This is a genomic window from Bradyrhizobium sp. 192, from assembly GCF_023100965.1.
In the GTDB taxonomy this organism is placed as follows: domain Bacteria; phylum Pseudomonadota; class Alphaproteobacteria; order Rhizobiales; family Xanthobacteraceae; genus Bradyrhizobium; species Bradyrhizobium symbiodeficiens.
In genome coordinates, this window is sequence record NZ_CP064690.1 from 3,046,292 (window position 1) to 3,063,315 (window position 17,024).

Here is a 17,024-nt window from a genome sequence, read left to right on the forward strand (position 1 = left end):
CTGCACCATGATCGGCGGCTCCCCGATCAGGAGCGATCATCTTGTCAGCCCCCTCGGTCATTTCCGTCATTGACGACGATCCATCAGTCCGCCTTGCGACGAATAATCTCCTGACGTCGCGGGGATACGCGGTCTGCATCTTTGGCTCCGCTCGCGAATTTCTCCAATCGGCAGAATTGAAGAGGACGTCCTGCGTGATCGCGGATGTGCAGATGTCGGCCATGGGCGGCGTTGATCTCTTGATGCATATGCGCGGCCTTGGTCACCACACGCCATTCATCTTCGTGACAGCCTTTCCTGACGATGCCGTGCGCGGCCGCGCGCTGAAAGCTGGCGCCATCTGCTTTCTCGCGAAGCCGTTTTCGACGCCGGCTCTGATTCACTGTCTGGAGACCGCTCTGTCCGGGTCCGGTGTAGCCACGAAATAGTGGGCCGCCAGCACTCGGGCGAGAGTGGTTGAGAAGTTTCAAATTATCGAGGCATGAACATAGCAAAACCGCTCTCAGAGCCGGTCGCGTTTGTCTGAACAGAATCTCCGTGTCGATAAGTGGAGCTTCTGCCGGGATTAACGGACCTAGCTGTTGTGGCGATTGACGTTTGCTCTCAGGCGCATAGCGGCGTTGGTTTCAGCGCGGTGCGTTTTCGATCATTCGGAACGGTCGTTGTTGCATTGTTCGGTGGGCTCGAAAGTGGAGTAAGGCCCAAAGCTCTCCAGCAGATCGCCATGGTACGCCCGACCTCGCGCGTCTTGTGATACGCAGAGACTGATGATCGTAATCCGTCTTCATTCAAATTCTCGACTAGTTTTTGGACATTGCCAATGCGCACACCTCTGGATTCCTCAATGGCACGCGCTCGATCGCTGGTCCCAAGGAGTTCATTCAATTGGGCGAACCGCTCTAAGTTCGTTCACGAGATGGGCCGCCTGGACCGCGCATTTCTAGGGAAGTCGAGGCGCGCAGAAAGTTCGCCTTGGCCAAGACGGGGCCACCTGCCGTTCGTCCGTTGGCCTGTACCGCCTTCCTGCAGACAGAATCCGCATTGGGTAGCGACGTTGTGTCGCTCGGCGGTGCGGCGTGACGAGTGGGCAGGAGTGGCTCGGTCGACAAGAGCACATTTGGGTGGTACAAACGCCAGATCGGTCAGCGCGGTAAGTTGTTGGTTTTGCTGTAGTCGATGGATTGATGTCCAGTCCGCCCCTGGGCACTACGTCAAAGCATACCTCACAAGAACGATCGCATTCTGCCGGAGAATGAGACTGCGGCGTTTAAGCCCGCGCTCCTACATGGCTTTGCCAGCCACTCACACGTGTTCACGCGCCGAGTGAGAGCAAGCATCTGACGAATGCCGGGGGCTTTCGCCCGCCTGTCACATTGATTTTTTCGAAGGTTTCGAAGGTGATGACAAAGAGTGTAGGTGCTGCTGAGATCAACGGCGATTCAACGTGAAACCGACCACCGATTGACCACCGAAACCGCGTGCACAAACGGCGATAAAGGTGGTCAATCAGGAACGAACTTGATTGTTCTTGCTGGATTTTTCGATTGCTACTTACGTTCGGGACGCAGGGGTCGCAGGTTCGAATCCTGCCACTCCGACCAAGATTTCCTTAGGTTTTTTCGTCTGATTTCGGTCCTCGGTCAAGCTGACCACCGTTTCGGTCATCGAAACATACCGGCCCCTTGGCCGATGGCAGATGCCGCGCCCTGCAGGTAGCCGGGGTGATGGTGCCGTAGGTGTCCTGCAGCACCTCGGGGGACATCGCAAGGAACCCGGCCGCCTCCCAGATTGGCACGCCACGCTGCATCAGCCAGGTCGCGGCGGTGTGGCGCAAGACGTGCGGGGTGACCTTACCCGGCAGGCAGGCAAGCCCCACGGCCGTCTTGAACCCCTTCTTCACGGATGCAACCGGCTTGCCGTTGAACTCAACGAAGCAGGTGGCGATCAATTTGCGGTCCCGCCAGCGACGCAGGTGAGCGAGCAGCCGGGGCGGTATGGGCGCCGGCGTCTGGCGCTCAGTTGGAACAAGCTATTTCCGTCCCCCAGACATCATGGCCTCATGCCCCTGACGCGTGGATTACCGGCCAGCTATTGCTTTGCCGTAGCGGGGAAAATGAATGATTGATCCTCGATATCCTGGTCCGGGAGTCGATGGACGCCTGCCATAACATGCAGTTCTGCGAGGGATGGCATGGCCGCGGCAGATAGCGCGACTGACTGAGGTTGCCATCTACTGAGGTTGCCATCTAAAGACAACGGTCGAAGCGACAATCACCGCCAGAACGACGAAAGAAGCGACCAAGAAACGGGTCATCAAACGTCTCCCACTTCGCCTATGTGGACAACAGAAAGTTTCAATAAGCAACATTGCCGCTAAACGCGGACACCCGGCTCGGCAAACGCCGTAGCAGCGGACTCTTGCACGAAAGTTTCAAGGACAGCGGCCGCACCGAGCGCGACGACGGCGGCGAAGAAACAGGCAATTGTGAAAACGCGCATGTCGTTGATCCCTGCATTTGCAACGTAACACCTGATTTGTGCATCTCTCGTACAAAACGCCGTGTTCAGCCCGGAAGCGCGAACGCCTCCGCCTCGATATCGATAAACGTCCGTCCGAGCGCGCCAACGGACGCATAGAAACCCGCCGAACTCGCTCGCTCGAGATCAGCGAAAAAACGTCTCATCCAGCGTGAAACATGCTGATCAAAGAAGATCCTCTCGGCGCCCGCTGGCGCTGGAATGCTCCCGCCCGCCAAGCCTGCCATGATCTCACAGAGAAATCCCGCGTGGTCTTCGGGCTCCGTACGCTCCGGAGCCTTTTCGAGGCCGAGATCCCCGAGAGTTTCCCGCAACCGTGCGAGCGGACGGCCATACAGCGTATCGGACAGGTAGTGTGATGCATAAGGCAGCAGTGCCCCCTTGCCCAATCCTGCAAAGAGGGCAAAGAACTCGCGCGACGCCGCCTGCTCATTTGTCCGGCGCGCCGCATCCGCCAGCGCAACGTGCGCGACGCCCATCGGACTGGCATCGCCGCGCAGTGCGGAGATGCGGCTCAGCAGATCTCCGTCCGGGCTGCGCGTCAGCAACGTCGCCAACAGCGCGTATTCCTGCGATCGGGCAAGGTCGAATTCATCGACAGTACGCACTGAAGCGATCCTTGCTGCTAGCGTGGCAATGCACTGCCATGACGTCGTGCTCGCTGTGAGGGCAACATTGTTGTGGCAAGACCGTCAGCCTGCTCGGCGGCATCCCGATCCTCGGCCGTCGGTTTCGCGGCATCATCTGGTAACGATCGAACCGCCGAGGCCGTTGGTTCGAGAACTGGCTGTTCGGAGTTGACGAGGCCTTGCCGTACCGGATCGATCGGCGGTGGTACGTCCGCAAGCACGTCCTGTACCTGTTCCAGGCCTTTCGAAACCTGCGCGACAAGATTGGCCATTTTGTCCGTTGGATCGAGCGGACCGAATCCCGGAATGGCGTTGGGGTCATTAAAATCCCACTGATTCTCTGCGATCCCGATGAAGTCACGAATTGCAGGATCGGTTGCCCAGGCGCGGCGCAATGCTGCCCGGGTCAATTCGGCCGGGACGCCGGTGTTGAGGAAAGCCGCGATATCCGTGTGAGCGGTAATTGACTCGATTGACGGCAGGCTAGCGAGATCGAAGGGACGCTCGGGCGCGACATCTCCGGCCGATGGCTCTGCGGCTTGCGGGACCTCGGCCTGTTCAGCCTCAGCACTTTTCGACGCCTGCTTGAGACGCGCCCAGCGAAGGAAGACGTTATTCTCAGGCACTGTTCTGTCTCGTGTCCTGTGCGGAGGTTGCTAGCGATTGCGTTTCCGTTTGACGAAGGGGCGTTCGAGATGGTGTTCGGCAATGAAGCGGCCGATGATCTCGGAGATGCCAATCGGCATCGGCACGGCTTCAATCAGATTGCTGCCCGCGTCGGTGAAGGCCTCGCCCTCCGCAGGGTCGGCGGTGACAGCGAGTAGCTCATAAGGTGGTTCGGAGCCGGTGGGGCGCAGATTGACCCATAGAGCAGGCGAGCCTGATGTCAGGTTCTCACGATAATTGGTGGTTTCGGTGCGATGCAGTTCGATCACAGCGTCACCTGCATAGAACAACGTGACCTCGCCTTCGCCGCCGATCGGAGTCCACGGCTTCGCGGACGGCTCACCCGCAAAGACAGCCACGGGCCGCCACAGAAAATCGGCCCACGCGCTCTTCGCTTTGCGTCGTTCGATTGCAACACCGACAGCAATGCGTGCAAGACTTGTCGATATCAATTTGCCGTCTCCAGCTGAAGCGCGTCTCCGATACAGGTCGCCTTTTGCGGCGTGGGGAGTATATACTCTGAGGAAGATCCGGCCAGTAGGAGGCCGCTCGATGTTGGGAGCCGCAGGATATCGTGACCGTCGTTCCTGAAACCGGCAGGCGCTTCCTGATCTGCTCATGCGAAGGGTCGATGCCGCTCGATTCCGATGCGATCGGCCGCGGCTGCCACGGCAAAATAACGGCCGCGACGCAGCTCTGCGGTGCCGAGCTTGGGCGATTTAGAGCGATCGCAGCCGAAGATGGTCCGCTTACAGTCGCCTGCACACGGCAGGCGACGCTGTTTTCGCAGGTCGCCGCCGAAAATAATCGTGCGAATTCGATACAGTTTGCCAACATCCGCGAGACCGCCGGATGGTCCGATGACGCCGAGCGCGCGGGGCCGAAGATGGCCGCGCTGCTGGCTGCCGCGACTGAAGTCGCCGCGCCCATGGAAATGGTCCAGCTGGAGAGCAGCGGAGTCATCCTGATCTACGGCCGCGACGAGGCCGCGATCGAGGCCGGCGATTTGCTGAAGGACCATCTCGACGTCACCGTGCTGATTGCGCCGCCAGCCGCGCTCGCGCCGCCGCGTAGCGCCGACTATCCGATCGCCAAGGGACGGATCACGAGCATCAAGGGACATTTGGGCGCGTTCGACGTGGTGGTCGACGACTTTGCCGAGGCGGCGCCGTCCTCACGCCGTGCCCTGGCATTTGGTCCATCGCGCAACAACGCGCGTTCGAGCTGCGACATCGTCCTCGACTTGACCGGCGAGCCGGCGCTGATCCGCGGCGACATGCGCGACGGTTATCTGCGTGCCGATCCCGGTCATCGCTCATCTATCCTCCAGGCCGTGCTGAAGGCGCGCGACCTCGTCGGGACTTTCGAGAAGCCGCGTTACATCACCTTCGACGCCGGGCTTTGCGCCCATTCGCGTTCGAAGCAAACCGGCTGCACCCGCTGCCTCGATTCATGTCCCGCCGGCGCGATCACGCCTGCGGGAAACCATGTCGCAATCGATGCCGACATCTGCGAAGGCTGCGGCCAATGCGCGACGGCCTGTCCGACGGGCGCCGCGTCCTATGCCCTGCCGCCGGAAGACGCGCTGGTCAGGAAGTTTCGTACGATGCTGCTCGCGTACCATCAGGCGGGCGGTGAGCGGGCCGTCATGCTCGTGCACGACGAGGTCCACGGTTCGCCCCTGATCGACGCGCTGGCGCGGTTCGGCGACGGCTTGCCCGCGAACGTGGTGCCGTTTGCCGTCAACGAGGTTACGCAGGTCGGGCTTGAGAGCATCATCGCAGCCTTTGCCTATGGCGTGTCGGCGGTCCACTTTTTGCTGCGCGCCAAGCCGCGCCACGACGTCTCCGGCTTGACGCGAACGATCGCGCTGGCCGATCCAATTCTTGCCGGCCTTGGCTTCGGCGAGGGGCGGCTTTCAGTGAACGCGACCGACGATCCGGACCACCTGATCGAGGCGCTCCGCGCGGCGCCGGCCCACGCACCAGCTCCGCGCCCTGCAAGCTTCCGCCCGGTGGGCGGCAAGCGCGACGTGCTACGCTTTGCGCTAGCCGAACTGCATCGCGCGGCACCTGCCCCCGTCGATGTCGTTCCATTGCCGGACGGGGCGCCGTTCGGATCCGTCGAGGTCGATGCTGCGGGCTGCACACTTTGCCTCTCTTGCGTGTCGGTCTGTCCCACGACGGCGCTGCGCGACGACCCCGAGCGGCCGGCATTGCGTTTTGTCGAAGACTCCTGCGTTCAATGCGGACTGTGCCGGACGACGTGTCCGGAGAAGGTCATCACGCTGGTCCCGCAAATTGACTTTCGTGCGAGCCGGGCACCAACCCGGGTTCTCAAGGAGGAGGAGCCGTTTTGTTGCATCCGCTGCAGCAAGCCGTTCGGCGTCAAGAGCAGCATTGAGCGCGTGATCGCCAAGCTCGAAGGCCAGCACTGGATGTATTCAGGCTCACCGCAGAGGCTGGACGCAATCAAGATGTGCGGCGACTGCCGCGTCAGCTTTGTAGCTGAACAAGGTTTTGAATCTTATGGCGCGCCGGGCCCAGCCGTCCGCACGACGGACGATTATCTGCGCGACCGGAAGACGCAACGAGACCCGGACGGCGGCTCCAACTGAATTGCCCGGTTCAGGGGAGCCCGAGCGCCATCGCTCTATTCAGCCGGCGTGGCCGAAGCTTGCCGGCCTTCCGCTTCGAGCTTCTCGGCGAGCCAGCGGTCGTGATGCTCTCTCGCCCAGTTGATATCGACCTCGCCGGTGCCCATGGATTCGAACGCGCCCTCCATGCCGAGCGTGCCGATATAGATGTGTCCCAGGATCAGTGCGATGAAAAGGATTGCGATGACGGCGTGAGCGACCTGGGCGATCTGCATGTCCGCAATGTCAGTGCCGTAGAAGGGAAACAGCAGCACGAATCCGGACGCGGAGACGGCCAGGCCGGCTGCGACCGACAGCCAATAGACCATCTTTTCACCGAGATTGAAGCGCCCCGCGGGCGCGTGCTTCGACTTGATGAAGCCGCCGCCCTGCTTGACCCAGTCAATATCTATTCTCTTGAAGAGATTGTCCCTGAAGAAAAGCAGCGTGATCAGAACAAGGCCCGCCACGAAGGCGAAGCTCGTGAAATTATGCACATACTTCGCGATCTGGGAGATGTCGGAGAAGGCATCCGGGCCGACGAGCGGTCGCAACAGGATCTTGCCGAAGGTGACGTTCAGGCCGGTCAATCCGAGCAGCACGAAAGAGACCGCCGTCAGCCAATGCGCGAACCGCTCGAAGGCCTTGAAGCGGACGATGGTCTGGCCGGAACGCCCCGCCTCGATGCGAAGCCGGCCCATGATCAGATAAGCGAGCGCCAGCACGGCAAGCATGCCGACGATCACCAGCGCGGCTCCCCAGTGCAGCAGGACCTCGTGGAAATAATCCCAGGTCCGTCCCGCCGGCTGCACCAACACGCCGGCTTTGGCATCGGGAATGTCGATCCGGCCCTGGATGCGCGGCGCTTGCTCGAGAAGCGTCTTCTGGGTGGTCACACTTGCGGTCGGATTGGGTGCCCCATCGGGACCGAGCTTCTGGGCGAGCACAGAAGCTGTCGTGAGACCGAACAGCATCAAGAAGAGCGCTGCGAAGCGAATGCATGCGAAAGCCGTCATCACGGATACCCAATCTTCGTCCCTGATCGTCGTGTTGGCGCAGGTCCTTTACGTCTTGACGTCCTCGTTGTAGGCGGTCGTCCAGCCCCAGGCTCCGGAGCCGTAGCCGCGCTTCTCGACGCGTTCCTCGTAGAGTTGCGCGATGATGTCGCCATCGCCGGCCAGGAGTGACTTGGTCGAGCACATCTCGGCGCACATGGGCAGCTTGCCTTCGCCAAAACGATTCGACCCGTATTTCGCATATTCTTCCGCGCTGCCCGGCGCCTCCGGCCCGCCGCCGCCAGCACAATAGGTGCACTTGTCCATCTTGCCCCGCGAGCCAAAATTTCCGACCTGGGGATATTGCGGCGCTCCGAACGGACAGGCGTAAAAGCAATAGCCGCAGCCGATGCACTGATCCTTGTTGTGCAGGACGATGCCGTCTTCGGTCGGATAGATGCATTTGACCGGACACACCGACGCGCAAGGCGCATCGGTGCAATGCATGCAGGCCATCGAGACCGACCGCTCGCCGGGCTTGCCGTCATTGATGGTGACGACGCGACGTCGATTGATGCCCCAAGGCACCTCGTTCTCGTTCTTGCAGGCAGTCACGCAGGCATTGCAGTCGATGCAACGATCCGCATCACACAGGAATTTCATGCGTGCCATCGGTCTAACCTCTCATGCGGCCCTGATCTGACAAAGTGTGGCTTTCGGCTCCTGCATGCCGGTGGCAGGATCATAGCCATAGGTCGTCAGCGTGTTGACGCTCTCACCGAGCACGATGGGATCCGCTCCCGCCGGATATTTCGCCCGAAGGTCGGCTCCCTCGTACCAGCCGGCGAAATGGAAGGGCATCCACGCAACGCCCTTGCCGACGCGTTCCGTCACCTGCGCCTTCATCCGGGCCCGTGAGCTGTTCTCCGCGCCGGTCACCCAAACCCAGCCGCCATCGACGATGCCGCGCTCGGCGGCGTCCGCCGGATTGATCTCGACGTACATATGCTGCTTCAGTTCGGCGAGCCATTTGTTGGACCGCGTTTCCTCGCCACCGCCTTCGTACTCGACCAGACGGCCCGAACTCAAAATCAGCGGGAACTGCTTCGAGATCGCGCGGTCGACGGCGGCCTTCTGCACGGAGAAGCCGATATTGGGCACGCGAAACTGCTTTGCGTCCGGCAAGGTCGGATAGTCGGCAACGAGGTCGGGACGCGGCGTATAGATCGGCTCGCGATGCACCGGAACCGGGTCAGGCAGATTCCACGCAATCATGCGGGCCTTGGCGTTTCCGTAAGGCGAACACCCGTGTTCGATCGCGACCCGCTGGATGCCGCCGGAGAGATCGGTCGACCATGACACCTTGTCGGGATCGGCCGGATTGATGCGCCCGATCACCTCGCGTTCCTGCGCGGTGAGATCCTTGTCCCAGCCAAGTTTCTTCAGCACGCCCAGAGTGAACTCGGGATACCCGTCCTTTATTTCGGAACCAACGGAGTAGGAGCCTTCTGCGAGGAGATTGTCGTGATCTTCCCGCTCCACTTCCTGCCCGTTCTCCATCACCTTGCGCTTCACCACGCGCTCGACCCCGAACCGCGCGCGGAAGGTGCCGCCGCCTTCCTTCACCGGAAGATTGGTGTTGTAGAGGATCGGGGTGCCCGGATGCTTGAACTCTGGCGTGCCCCAGCACGGCCATGGCAGGCCGTAATATTCTCCGCCAACCTCGGGATCGTCCTTCGGCGCCCGCAGCGTCACCAGGTCGAACTTGTGCTGGTTCCTCATGTGGGCCTTGAGCCGCTCCGGCGACTGCCCGCAATAGCCCGTCGACCATCCACCGCGGTTGATCTCGCGAAGGATATCCTCCGCCGAGACTGCGCCGTTCTCGACCTTGATGTTCTTGAACATCAGGTCGGCAAATCCAAACTTGCGGGCGAACATGTACATCATGTCGTAGTCGTTCTTCGCCTCGAAGACCGGATCGACGATTTTTTCACCCCATTGCAGCGAGCGGTTGGAGTTGGTGCGCGAACCTTCCATCTCGAAGCTCGTGCAGGCCGGCAGCAGGTAAGTGCCGTTCTTGCGCTCCGACAGCACCGACCATGCGGTCGGATAGGGATCGCAGACAACCAGCAGCTCGAGCTTCTCGATGCCTTTCACCGCCTCCGGCATCCGGGTAATGGTGTTGACGCCGTGTCCCATGATGAACATGGCCTGCACCGGATTGGGCTGGCTGATCTGGTCCTTGGGCAACAAGGTTGCGTCGAACCAGCGCGTGCTGGGAATGCCGGGCGTTTCCATCAGCTTCTTGTCGGGGAAACGCGACTTCATCCAGTCGTAATCGACCTCCCACACCCGGCACCAATGCCGCCAGGCCTCTTCGGCGAGACCGTAATACAATGGCAGCGAGGTGACATCGAGACCGAGGTCGGTCGCGCCCTGCACGTTGGTATGGCCGCGGAAGATGTTGGCGCCAGCGCCGGGCTGCCCCATGTTGCCGGTGGCGAGTAGCAACAGGCAGCTGGCGCGGACATTGGCGGTGCCGGTGGTGAACTGGGTCTGCCCCATCGCCCAGATCAGCGTGGCCGGCTTCTGCGTCGCGAACAATTGGGCGACGTGCTTGACCTGAGCCTCCGGCAGGCCGGTCACGCGCTCGACCTCCTTGGGAGGCCACTTGGCAATTTCCTTTCGGACCTCATCCAGGCCGTAAACACGCTGGTTGAGGAATTCCTTGTCCTCCCAGCCGTTCTCGAAAATGTGCCACAGCATGCCGTAGATCGTGGCGATATGCGTGCCGGGCCGAACCCGGACGTACTCGGTCGCGTGCGCAGCGGTCCGCGTCATCCGCGGATCGACCACGATCATGTTGGCGCGGTTGAGCTCCTTGCCTTCAAGAATGTGCTGCAGGGAAACCGGATGAGCCTCGGCGGGATTGCCGCCCATCAATAAAATGGTCTTGGCGTTGCGGATGTCGTTGTAGCTGTTGGTCATCGCGCCGTAGCCCCAGGTATTGGCTACGCCGGTGACCGTGGTCGAGTGACAGATGCGCGCTTGATGGTCGGAATTGTTGGTGCCCCAGAACGCCGCGAGCTTGCGATTGAGATATGCAGCTTCGTTCGTGAACTTGGCCGAGCCGAGCCAGTACACCGAGTCGGGGCCGGCCTTCTGACGGATATCCAGCAGCTTGTCGCCGATCTCGTCGATGGCCGTCTCCCAGGAGATCTTCGTCCACTGTCCGTTGACGAGTTTGACGGGATAGCGCAGACGCCGCTCGTTCAGCACGTCGTCGCGAACTGCGGCACCCTTGCAGCAGTGCGAACCACGATTGATCGGACTGTCATAGTCGGGCTCCTGTCCGATCCACACCCCGTTGGCGACCTTGGCGATCACCGAGCAGCCGACCGAGCAGTGCGTGCAGATATTCTTCCGGATCGTGACCGGTGCGCCGACAGGCGGTGGTGGACCAGCCTCGGCCTTTCGAACGCCGTGCAGCGCAATCTCGCCCACCGCGACCAATGCGCCTGCCGTGATGCCCGAACGCTTCAGGAAAGCTCGCCGGTCCAAACCCGACGAAGGTCGGCCAGCTTCCGCGTTGGAGGGCTTTGCACGCTCCGGACGACGCTCGGACTTCCTGATCAGCACGGAGGTCTCCTATCGAGCGTTGGGATAGCCGTTGACGCGGTAGAAGTTCCTGACTTCCTGCGAGTCAGGTTGATAACGAGCCTTGCGCTTTTGACTCAAGTCGACCGGCTTTGCGGAAACCGGGGAGGGCAACAGCTCGCCGGCGCTCACTACGCCGACGATCGTCAGCTTGAGCAAGTCACGTCGAAGAAGCTTTCGTGGAGGGTCACTCTTCAACGAAGCGTACTCCCGTTTCAGGTTATCCCGTCGATCATTTATCCGAGTTCGGCCTCAGACATCAATCGCAACCCTATATTGCCCTAAGCGCAGGGCGGGTAAGCCGCTAATCTATACCTTAGATAAAGGCACCAAACGGTCGCCGCGGTGCTAGTACCTCGCCAGGCTCCGATAATTGTCGTGCGAATTGGAAATGCGAAGTTGCGCTGAAGAATTGCTCGAGGGCATCTGTCTGCTGGGGCCAACCCTCTGGCTCCGCAGTCCATGTCCGCTATTGTGGTAGCTCGAGCCGAGACAGGCGTGTGCCTGGATGCAGGAACACGAACTGACGGCAGTTACACTAAAACCCATGCGCACCATTCGTTTACCGAAGATCCGATCTGTTCGGTCCATGCAAATTATGGATTGTCTGTTAAAAAGTTGGCCTGCAGTCGATCCGGCCAATCCCTCCGGACGAGGTATCGCTGAAAATCGCGCAAATTGGCGCTCGTAACCCGCCGCGCTGATCGTCTTAATCAGGGTGATCCTCACTGGAGGATACACTTTTTCGCTTAGGTTCTCACGTTTACGCAAGTTGTATTCACAGGCGGATCAAGACCAGCCAGCCAGTCGCCTTGCGCCGATGATTTGTCGCTGCGCGGCAGGCGGAGGCCTGACTACCTTCCAGCCACCAACACCCCCACCAGAAACGCTACTATCAGCGCCGGCAGCGGCGCCTCGCGCACCATGCCGCGCACGATGTCAGGCCAATGCTGCTCCGGGACCAGTCTCGGCGATCGCAGGTTGGGTGCCGCCTCGATATCCCAACTCGAGGCGAGTTCGGCGATCTCGCTTTGCGCCAGCCGCACGCCGCCGCGCACCCTGAGATCGCCGCCTCCTCCTCGCTCGTTTGGTGCGATCGCCATCACCGTCGCGACGGAAGTGCGCAACGTCATCTCGCCGTAGCCTTGCAGCCTCACCGATTCTTCGGGGGCTGACGTCACGCGAAAGCCCTCACAGCGCCAGATCTTCACAGCGCAAAGTGGCGCGCGGGAGCCGAATACCGCCGCCGCGCGCAAGACCGGCGTGGACGCCGCGCCTGCCACGGCGCGAGCGAGACGGGTTGGCGTCCGGTGCAGCGTCTCGGTCGCCCGCGTTGGTAGATTCTTGACGAGGGCGGTGATCCAGCCGTCGCGGCGCTTCGTTCCGTACGGGTCGATCGCAACTGATCGGACGATGGATGCGCGATATCGCGTGCACCCATTGCGTCGGCATGGATGAATCACACCTGGAGAATTTGATGACACCCGCAATTCGTTCGCTCGTGGCCGGAGCGGCCATGGTCGCTGGTCTGCTTGGTCCATCCGTGGCGCGTGCCGCGGACATCGTGGACACGGCGGTTTCAGCCGGTTCGTTCACTACGCTGGTGACAGCCGTGAAAGCTGCCGGTCTTGTGAAGACGCTCAAGGGCAAGGGCCCCTTCACCGTGTTCGCGCCCAACGACGCAGCCTTCGCCAAGCTGCCGCCCGGCACAGTCGAATCGCTGTTGAAGAACAAGGCGAAGCTGGCGGCCGTTCTGAAGTATCACGTCATTCCCGGCCGCGTGAAGGCTGCCGACGTCGCCGGCAAGTCGCTTCAGGTGGCGACCGTTCAAGGCCAGCCCGTCAGCGTCGACGGAAGTTTCGGTGTCCGCGTCAATGACGCGCACGTCATCCAGCCGGACATCGAGGCCTCGAACGGTGTCATTCACGTCATCGACACGGTTCTGCTGCCCCCGGCGCGCGCCAAGAAGATGCACCATTGAGACGACCGACTATTGCGTACCTGGCCGCTGCGGCGGCCAGGTATCGTACTTAACCGGCCAGTTGCCCTTGTTGTTGAGTGATGTTGCTCATCACGCGGATGGCTTTACCGCCGCGCCACCAGCACCCCCACCATGAACGCCACCATCAGCGCCGGCAGCGGCGCTTCGCGCACCATGCCGCGCACGATGTCCGGCCAGTGCCGGTCCGAGGATCGGCCCGGCAATCGCAAATCACCAGTCGGTTCGATGCCCCAGTTCGATGCGAGCTCGGCGATCTCGCTTTGCGCCAGACGCACATCGTCGCGGACGCGGTAGATCGCGGTCCCGGAGCGGTCGCGCGGCGCGAGCAGCATAAGCGTGGTCACGGCCGTGCGCAGCGTCATCTCGCCATAGCCTTGCAGCCGCACCTGCTCCTCGGGATCGGACGTCATGCCAAATTCCTCACTGCGCCGAATTCTCCACAGCGCCAAATCTTCACGACCCAAGATGGCGCGCGAAGGCGAAGGCCGCCGCCGCGCACAGGACCAGCGTGGATACCGCGCCGGCCACGCTGCGCGCGAGATGCGCTCGCGTCAGATGCCTGGTCATGATCGTGCTCCATGCTCTGCATGGCAATGGCGGCGACGGAACTTGGTTCCTTGCGGGCGATGCGAATCGGCGGGCGCGTTCTACTTCCGCAGCAACTCGCTCAATGCCGCCGTCGCCTCGGCGCAGCGGAGGTCGTCGATCTCGCGCGACAGGCTGAGAGCGATCGCTCGCAGCTCTTCCAGCGTCGCGCTATCCGGATCTTGGTTTTCGAGCTGACCGAGACGCTTGTTCAGGTCGTCCAGTCTCGATTGGAGCTGCCCGATGCTGGCATCCCCATTCACTTTCCAAACGCGTTGTGCACGCATCGTCGTTCCCCTGCTAGTCTCACGGCCTTGTGAAAGCGGTTCGTGGCCGGAATGGGAGTTTGTTTTGTCCGGCTTCAGATCGTGGGGAACCGTTGCAGATTGGCAACGAAGTTCCCGAATCTCTCGGGCGCGGCCGCGCCGGCGACGCACGATGATACCCGCAGGCACGGAATTTGATTGTGCCATCATCACGATGATGGGCCGAGCCGGCCTCTGGGCGCGGTGCGCCGCGCGACAGGCTCGGCCGGAGGCACTCCGCAAGACGAAGGAATGACGCGTGACGAGATTTGTGACGATCGCAGCCGGCCAGCTCGGTCCGATTGCCAGGAGCGAGAGCAGGATCGAAGTGGTGACCCGCCTGATGGCTCTGATGCGCGAGGCGAAGGCGTGCGGCTGCGACCTGATCGTGTATCCCGAGCTCGCGCTGACGACGTTTTTTCCGCGCTGGTATTTCGAGGATCAGGCCGAGATCGACAGTTTCTTCGAGCGCGAGATGCCGGGGCCGGAGACGCGAGCCCTGTTCGATCTCGCGCGCGAGCTCGGTCTCGGCTTCTGTCTCGGCTATGCCGAGCTGGCGGTCGAGGACGGAATTGTCCGGCGCTACAACACGTCCATTCTGGTCGACAAAAGCGGCGCGATCGTCGCCCGATATCGCAAGGTTCACCTGCCCGGCCATGCCGAGCACGAGCCGTGGCGGAAATTTCAGCATCTGGAAAAGCGCTATTTCGAGCCGGGCAGCGGCTTCGGCGTCGTCGATGCCTTCGGCGGCGTGATGGGCATGGCGATCTGCAATGACCGCCGCTGGAGCGAGACCTATCGGGTGATGGGCCTGCAGGGGGTCGAGATGGTGATGATCGGCTACAACACGCCCGTGCACAATCCGCCCGCGCCCGAGCATGACGATCTCTCGCTGTTCCACAACCATCTGGTGATGCAGGCCGGCGCCTATCAGAACGGCACCTTCGTGGTCGGCGTCGCCAAGGCCGGCGTCGAGGAGGGTGTCGACCACATCGGCGGCAGCTGCGTCATCGCGCCCTCGGGCGAGATTATCGCGAGATGCACGACCAAGGGCGACGAGATCGCGCTGGCGCGCTGCGATCTCGACCTCTGCAACTCCTACAAGCGGACCACCTTCAATTTCGACGTTCACCGCCAGCCGCAGGCTTACGGGATGATCGTGGAACGGAAGGGCGTGACGACGATGGCGGATGGAACGGCGGTGTTGACGAAGGGGTGAGCGCTTGTAGCCCGGGTGAGCGTAGCGACACCCGGGAAACCCACGCAAAAAGATCCCGGATATCGCTGCGCTCATCCGGGCTACGGGACCGCGCCTGTGTCTGCCTCTGTCAATCCACGCGCGCGAAAATATTCCACTTTACCGAAATTCGGTTTCGGCGTATGTGTCGTCCATCCCGGCTCACCCAAGAGGGGCGACTTGTCGTCGTCATGTTCGCGAGCCGGGCTTGCGGTGGACGCGGCAGCGTCGGCATGAGAGGTGCGGGCAGGGCGGGTAGTCCCTGTGAGCTCGTAACCGCGTGCGGACGACGGCGCTGCTAGGCTTCGTCTCGCTCGTAAGTTTCCGGCTCTGTCGACGGAGCTCGGGAATACTGCGGCGACATGGCGGGCCGTGCGTACGGCAAAACCGTGTGGTCCTGGCCGTCGTTGCCACGGTCAAGTCTTTCGCGAAGGTGCGAGCGAGCCCAACCGGGCAGACTGCATCATCCAAATTCGCGGGGCGAGGGAGGCCAAAAGGAATGGTCGGCTCCCGGGAGATCACGGCATAAGCCGTCCAGCCACTGCGCAGGGAAGGCCGAGTGATCGGCGACACCTGTATGCTGCTGTGCGGTCTTTTTTGCGCGTGCCTTTCGCGCAGCAGACCGCGGGTGCCAGCCGGCACCCGGCCTTCCCTGCGCCCTCTTGGATCGGAGGGTGAAGAGATCAAGCAAAGCTCGGGCGAAACGCGCCGCGAGAACGAGAAGACATGTCTGCAAGCCGCAAGCCGCAAGCCACAAGCTCGATCTCGTAGGGTGGGCAAAGCGAAAGCGTGCCCACGCCCTGTTGCTCATGGAGGGAGATCGCGGGCACGGCGCTTTGCGCCTTTGCCCACCTTGCGGCACCGCCGTTGGGATTTGCACTTGAGCATTGCAATGACGACGTGGAGAGAGCCTACACCAAACTCCGCTCTCGTGCCCCGGACGCGGCGCGGCGCTTCTTCAGCGGTGCGCTGCGGAGCCGGGCCCATCCATCCGCATCGTGCCGCGTCGCGCTGGGTCCCGGCTCTGCTGATACGACACCCGATCCCATCCCATTCACAACGAGGTGTCTTTATTAGGAAACAATCATTCCCTATTATCCCGCAATGCAAAAGGCCGTCCGTCGATCCCGACCCGTTGCCCGTCCGCCCGGCCGCCCCCGGGAGTTCGACATGGACACCGCGCTTGACCGCGCCGTGCGGGTATTTCGCGAGCGTGGCTATCATGCGACCTCCATCGGCGACCTCACCGCGGCGATGCGGCTGGCGACGGGGAGCATCTACAAGGCGTTTCGCGACAAGCATGCGGTGTTTCTGGCTGCCTTCGAGCGCTATACGGCGCTGCGCCAGGAGCAGACCCGCAGCGCCGCCCGGCGCGGCACCAACGGCCGCGATCGGATCCGCAATGTGCTGCTGTCCTATGTCGCGCAGTCGCAAGGGACCGAGGGACGGCGGGGCTGCCTCGTGGTCGGCAGCGCGGTCGAATTGTCGGCGGTCGATTCCGTCGTCGCCGCCCGCGTCGGCGCCCAACTCGAGACCAACGAAGATTTCATCGCCGGCCTCATTCGCGAGGGGCAGGCCGACGGCTCGATTCCCGGCCATGTCGCGGCCGACGACACCGCGCGGCTGATGATCTGTATCACGCAGGGCCTGCGTGTCGTCGGCAAGGCGCGCCTGCCGCTCGACGGAGCCCGCCTCGTCGGCGTCGCGATGAAACTGCTCGCCTGAATTCTTGTCCTGTTAGGGAATGATCGTTCCCGATCTCTCGGAGACCATGC

Annotated in this window: 17 protein-coding genes; 5 read left to right on the forward strand and 12 right to left on the reverse strand. The window is 61.9% G+C overall.

The window, feature by feature from the left end:
• Positions 1-41: 41 nt before the first annotated feature.
• Positions 42-428 (forward strand): response regulator, encoded by a 387-nt coding sequence (locus IVB24_RS13830; RefSeq protein ID WP_247773222.1) that lies wholly within the window; start codon positions 42-44, stop codon positions 426-428.
• A gap of 1,181 nt (positions 429-1,609) precedes the next feature.
• Here the strand turns inward: IVB24_RS13830 and IVB24_RS13835 are convergent.
• From IVB24_RS13835 to IVB24_RS13850, 5 genes are all read right to left on the reverse strand, one after another.
• Positions 1,610-1,948, reverse strand: coding sequence for a tyrosine-type recombinase/integrase (locus tag IVB24_RS13835; protein WP_247773223.1), 339 nt, complete (start codon positions 1,946-1,948; stop codon positions 1,610-1,612).
• 425 nt (positions 1,949-2,373) lie between these two features.
• Positions 2,374-2,499: a hypothetical protein gene (locus IVB24_RS40050; RefSeq protein ID WP_256471596.1), complete on the reverse strand. Its 126-nt coding sequence runs from the start codon at positions 2,497-2,499 to the stop codon at positions 2,374-2,376.
• A gap of 65 nt (positions 2,500-2,564) precedes the next feature.
• The gene (locus IVB24_RS13840) at positions 2,565-3,146 is read right to left on the reverse strand and encodes a molecular chaperone TorD family protein (protein ID WP_247773224.1); all 582 of its coding nucleotides are present in this window, start codon (positions 3,144-3,146) and stop codon (positions 2,565-2,567) included.
• A gap of 17 nt (positions 3,147-3,163) precedes the next feature.
• The gene (locus IVB24_RS13845) at positions 3,164-3,793 is read right to left on the reverse strand and encodes a DUF3306 domain-containing protein (protein WP_247773225.1); all 630 of its coding nucleotides are present in this window, start codon (positions 3,791-3,793) and stop codon (positions 3,164-3,166) included.
• 30 nt (positions 3,794-3,823) lie between these two features.
• Positions 3,824-4,285 (reverse strand): DUF3305 domain-containing protein, encoded by a 462-nt coding sequence (locus tag IVB24_RS13850; RefSeq protein ID WP_247773226.1) that lies wholly within the window; start codon positions 4,283-4,285, stop codon positions 3,824-3,826.
• A gap of 179 nt (positions 4,286-4,464) precedes the next feature.
• Here IVB24_RS13850 and IVB24_RS13855 point away from each other — a divergent pair, with 179 nt between their 5' ends.
• Positions 4,465-6,450 (forward strand): 4Fe-4S binding protein, encoded by a 1,986-nt coding sequence (locus tag IVB24_RS13855; RefSeq protein WP_247774089.1) that lies wholly within the window; start codon positions 4,465-4,467, stop codon positions 6,448-6,450.
• Positions 6,451-6,485: 35 nt separating this feature from the next.
• On the opposite strand, the gene IVB24_RS13860 is transcribed toward IVB24_RS13855, so the two are convergent.
• The 5 genes from IVB24_RS13860 to IVB24_RS13880 form a co-directional block, all read right to left on the reverse strand.
• The gene (locus IVB24_RS13860; protein ID WP_247773228.1) at positions 6,486-7,484 is read right to left on the reverse strand and encodes a formate dehydrogenase subunit gamma; all 999 of its coding nucleotides are present in this window, start codon (positions 7,482-7,484) and stop codon (positions 6,486-6,488) included.
• Between the two features lie 48 nt (positions 7,485-7,532).
• A complete protein-coding gene (gene fdh3B / locus IVB24_RS13865; RefSeq protein ID WP_094975571.1) occupies positions 7,533-8,135 on the reverse strand; it encodes a formate dehydrogenase FDH3 subunit beta in 603 nt (200 codons plus the stop codon).
• A gap of 12 nt (positions 8,136-8,147) precedes the next feature.
• Positions 8,148-11,102 (reverse strand): formate dehydrogenase subunit alpha, encoded by a 2,955-nt coding sequence (locus tag IVB24_RS13870; RefSeq protein WP_166474365.1) that lies wholly within the window; start codon positions 11,100-11,102, stop codon positions 8,148-8,150.
• 9 nt (positions 11,103-11,111) lie between these two features.
• Positions 11,112-11,279, reverse strand: coding sequence for a hypothetical protein (locus IVB24_RS13875; protein ID WP_247773230.1), 168 nt, complete (start codon positions 11,277-11,279; stop codon positions 11,112-11,114).
• Positions 11,280-11,974: 695 nt separating this feature from the next.
• A complete protein-coding gene (locus IVB24_RS13880) occupies positions 11,975-12,301 on the reverse strand; it encodes a hypothetical protein (protein ID WP_247773231.1) in 327 nt (108 codons plus the stop codon).
• Between the two features lie 335 nt (positions 12,302-12,636).
• Between IVB24_RS13880 and IVB24_RS13885 the strand changes: the two genes are divergently transcribed.
• Positions 12,637-13,101 carry a fasciclin domain-containing protein gene (locus IVB24_RS13885; protein WP_094975860.1) on the forward strand — a complete coding sequence of 155 codons (465 nt, stop codon included), beginning with the start codon at positions 12,637-12,639 and terminating at the stop codon, positions 13,099-13,101.
• 104 nt (positions 13,102-13,205) lie between these two features.
• On the opposite strand, the gene IVB24_RS13890 is transcribed toward IVB24_RS13885, so the two are convergent.
• Positions 13,206-13,532 carry a hypothetical protein gene (locus IVB24_RS13890; protein WP_094975569.1) on the reverse strand — a complete coding sequence of 109 codons (327 nt, stop codon included), beginning with the start codon at positions 13,530-13,532 and terminating at the stop codon, positions 13,206-13,208.
• 237 nt (positions 13,533-13,769) lie between these two features.
• Positions 13,770-14,186, reverse strand: a complete 417-nt coding sequence (locus tag IVB24_RS13895) for a hypothetical protein (protein ID WP_247773233.1) — start codon at positions 14,184-14,186, stop codon at positions 13,770-13,772.
• 85 nt (positions 14,187-14,271) lie between these two features.
• On the opposite strand from IVB24_RS13895, the gene IVB24_RS13900 reads away from it, so the two are divergent.
• Together IVB24_RS13900 and IVB24_RS13905 are read left to right on the forward strand one after the other, a co-directional pair.
• A complete protein-coding gene (locus tag IVB24_RS13900) occupies positions 14,272-15,231 on the forward strand; it encodes an N-carbamoyl-D-amino-acid hydrolase (protein WP_247773234.1) in 960 nt (319 codons plus the stop codon).
• A gap of 1,188 nt (positions 15,232-16,419) precedes the next feature.
• Positions 16,420-16,974, forward strand: coding sequence for a TetR/AcrR family transcriptional regulator (locus IVB24_RS13905; protein ID WP_247773235.1), 555 nt, complete (start codon positions 16,420-16,422; stop codon positions 16,972-16,974).
• The last annotated feature ends 50 nt before the right edge of the window (positions 16,975-17,024 follow it).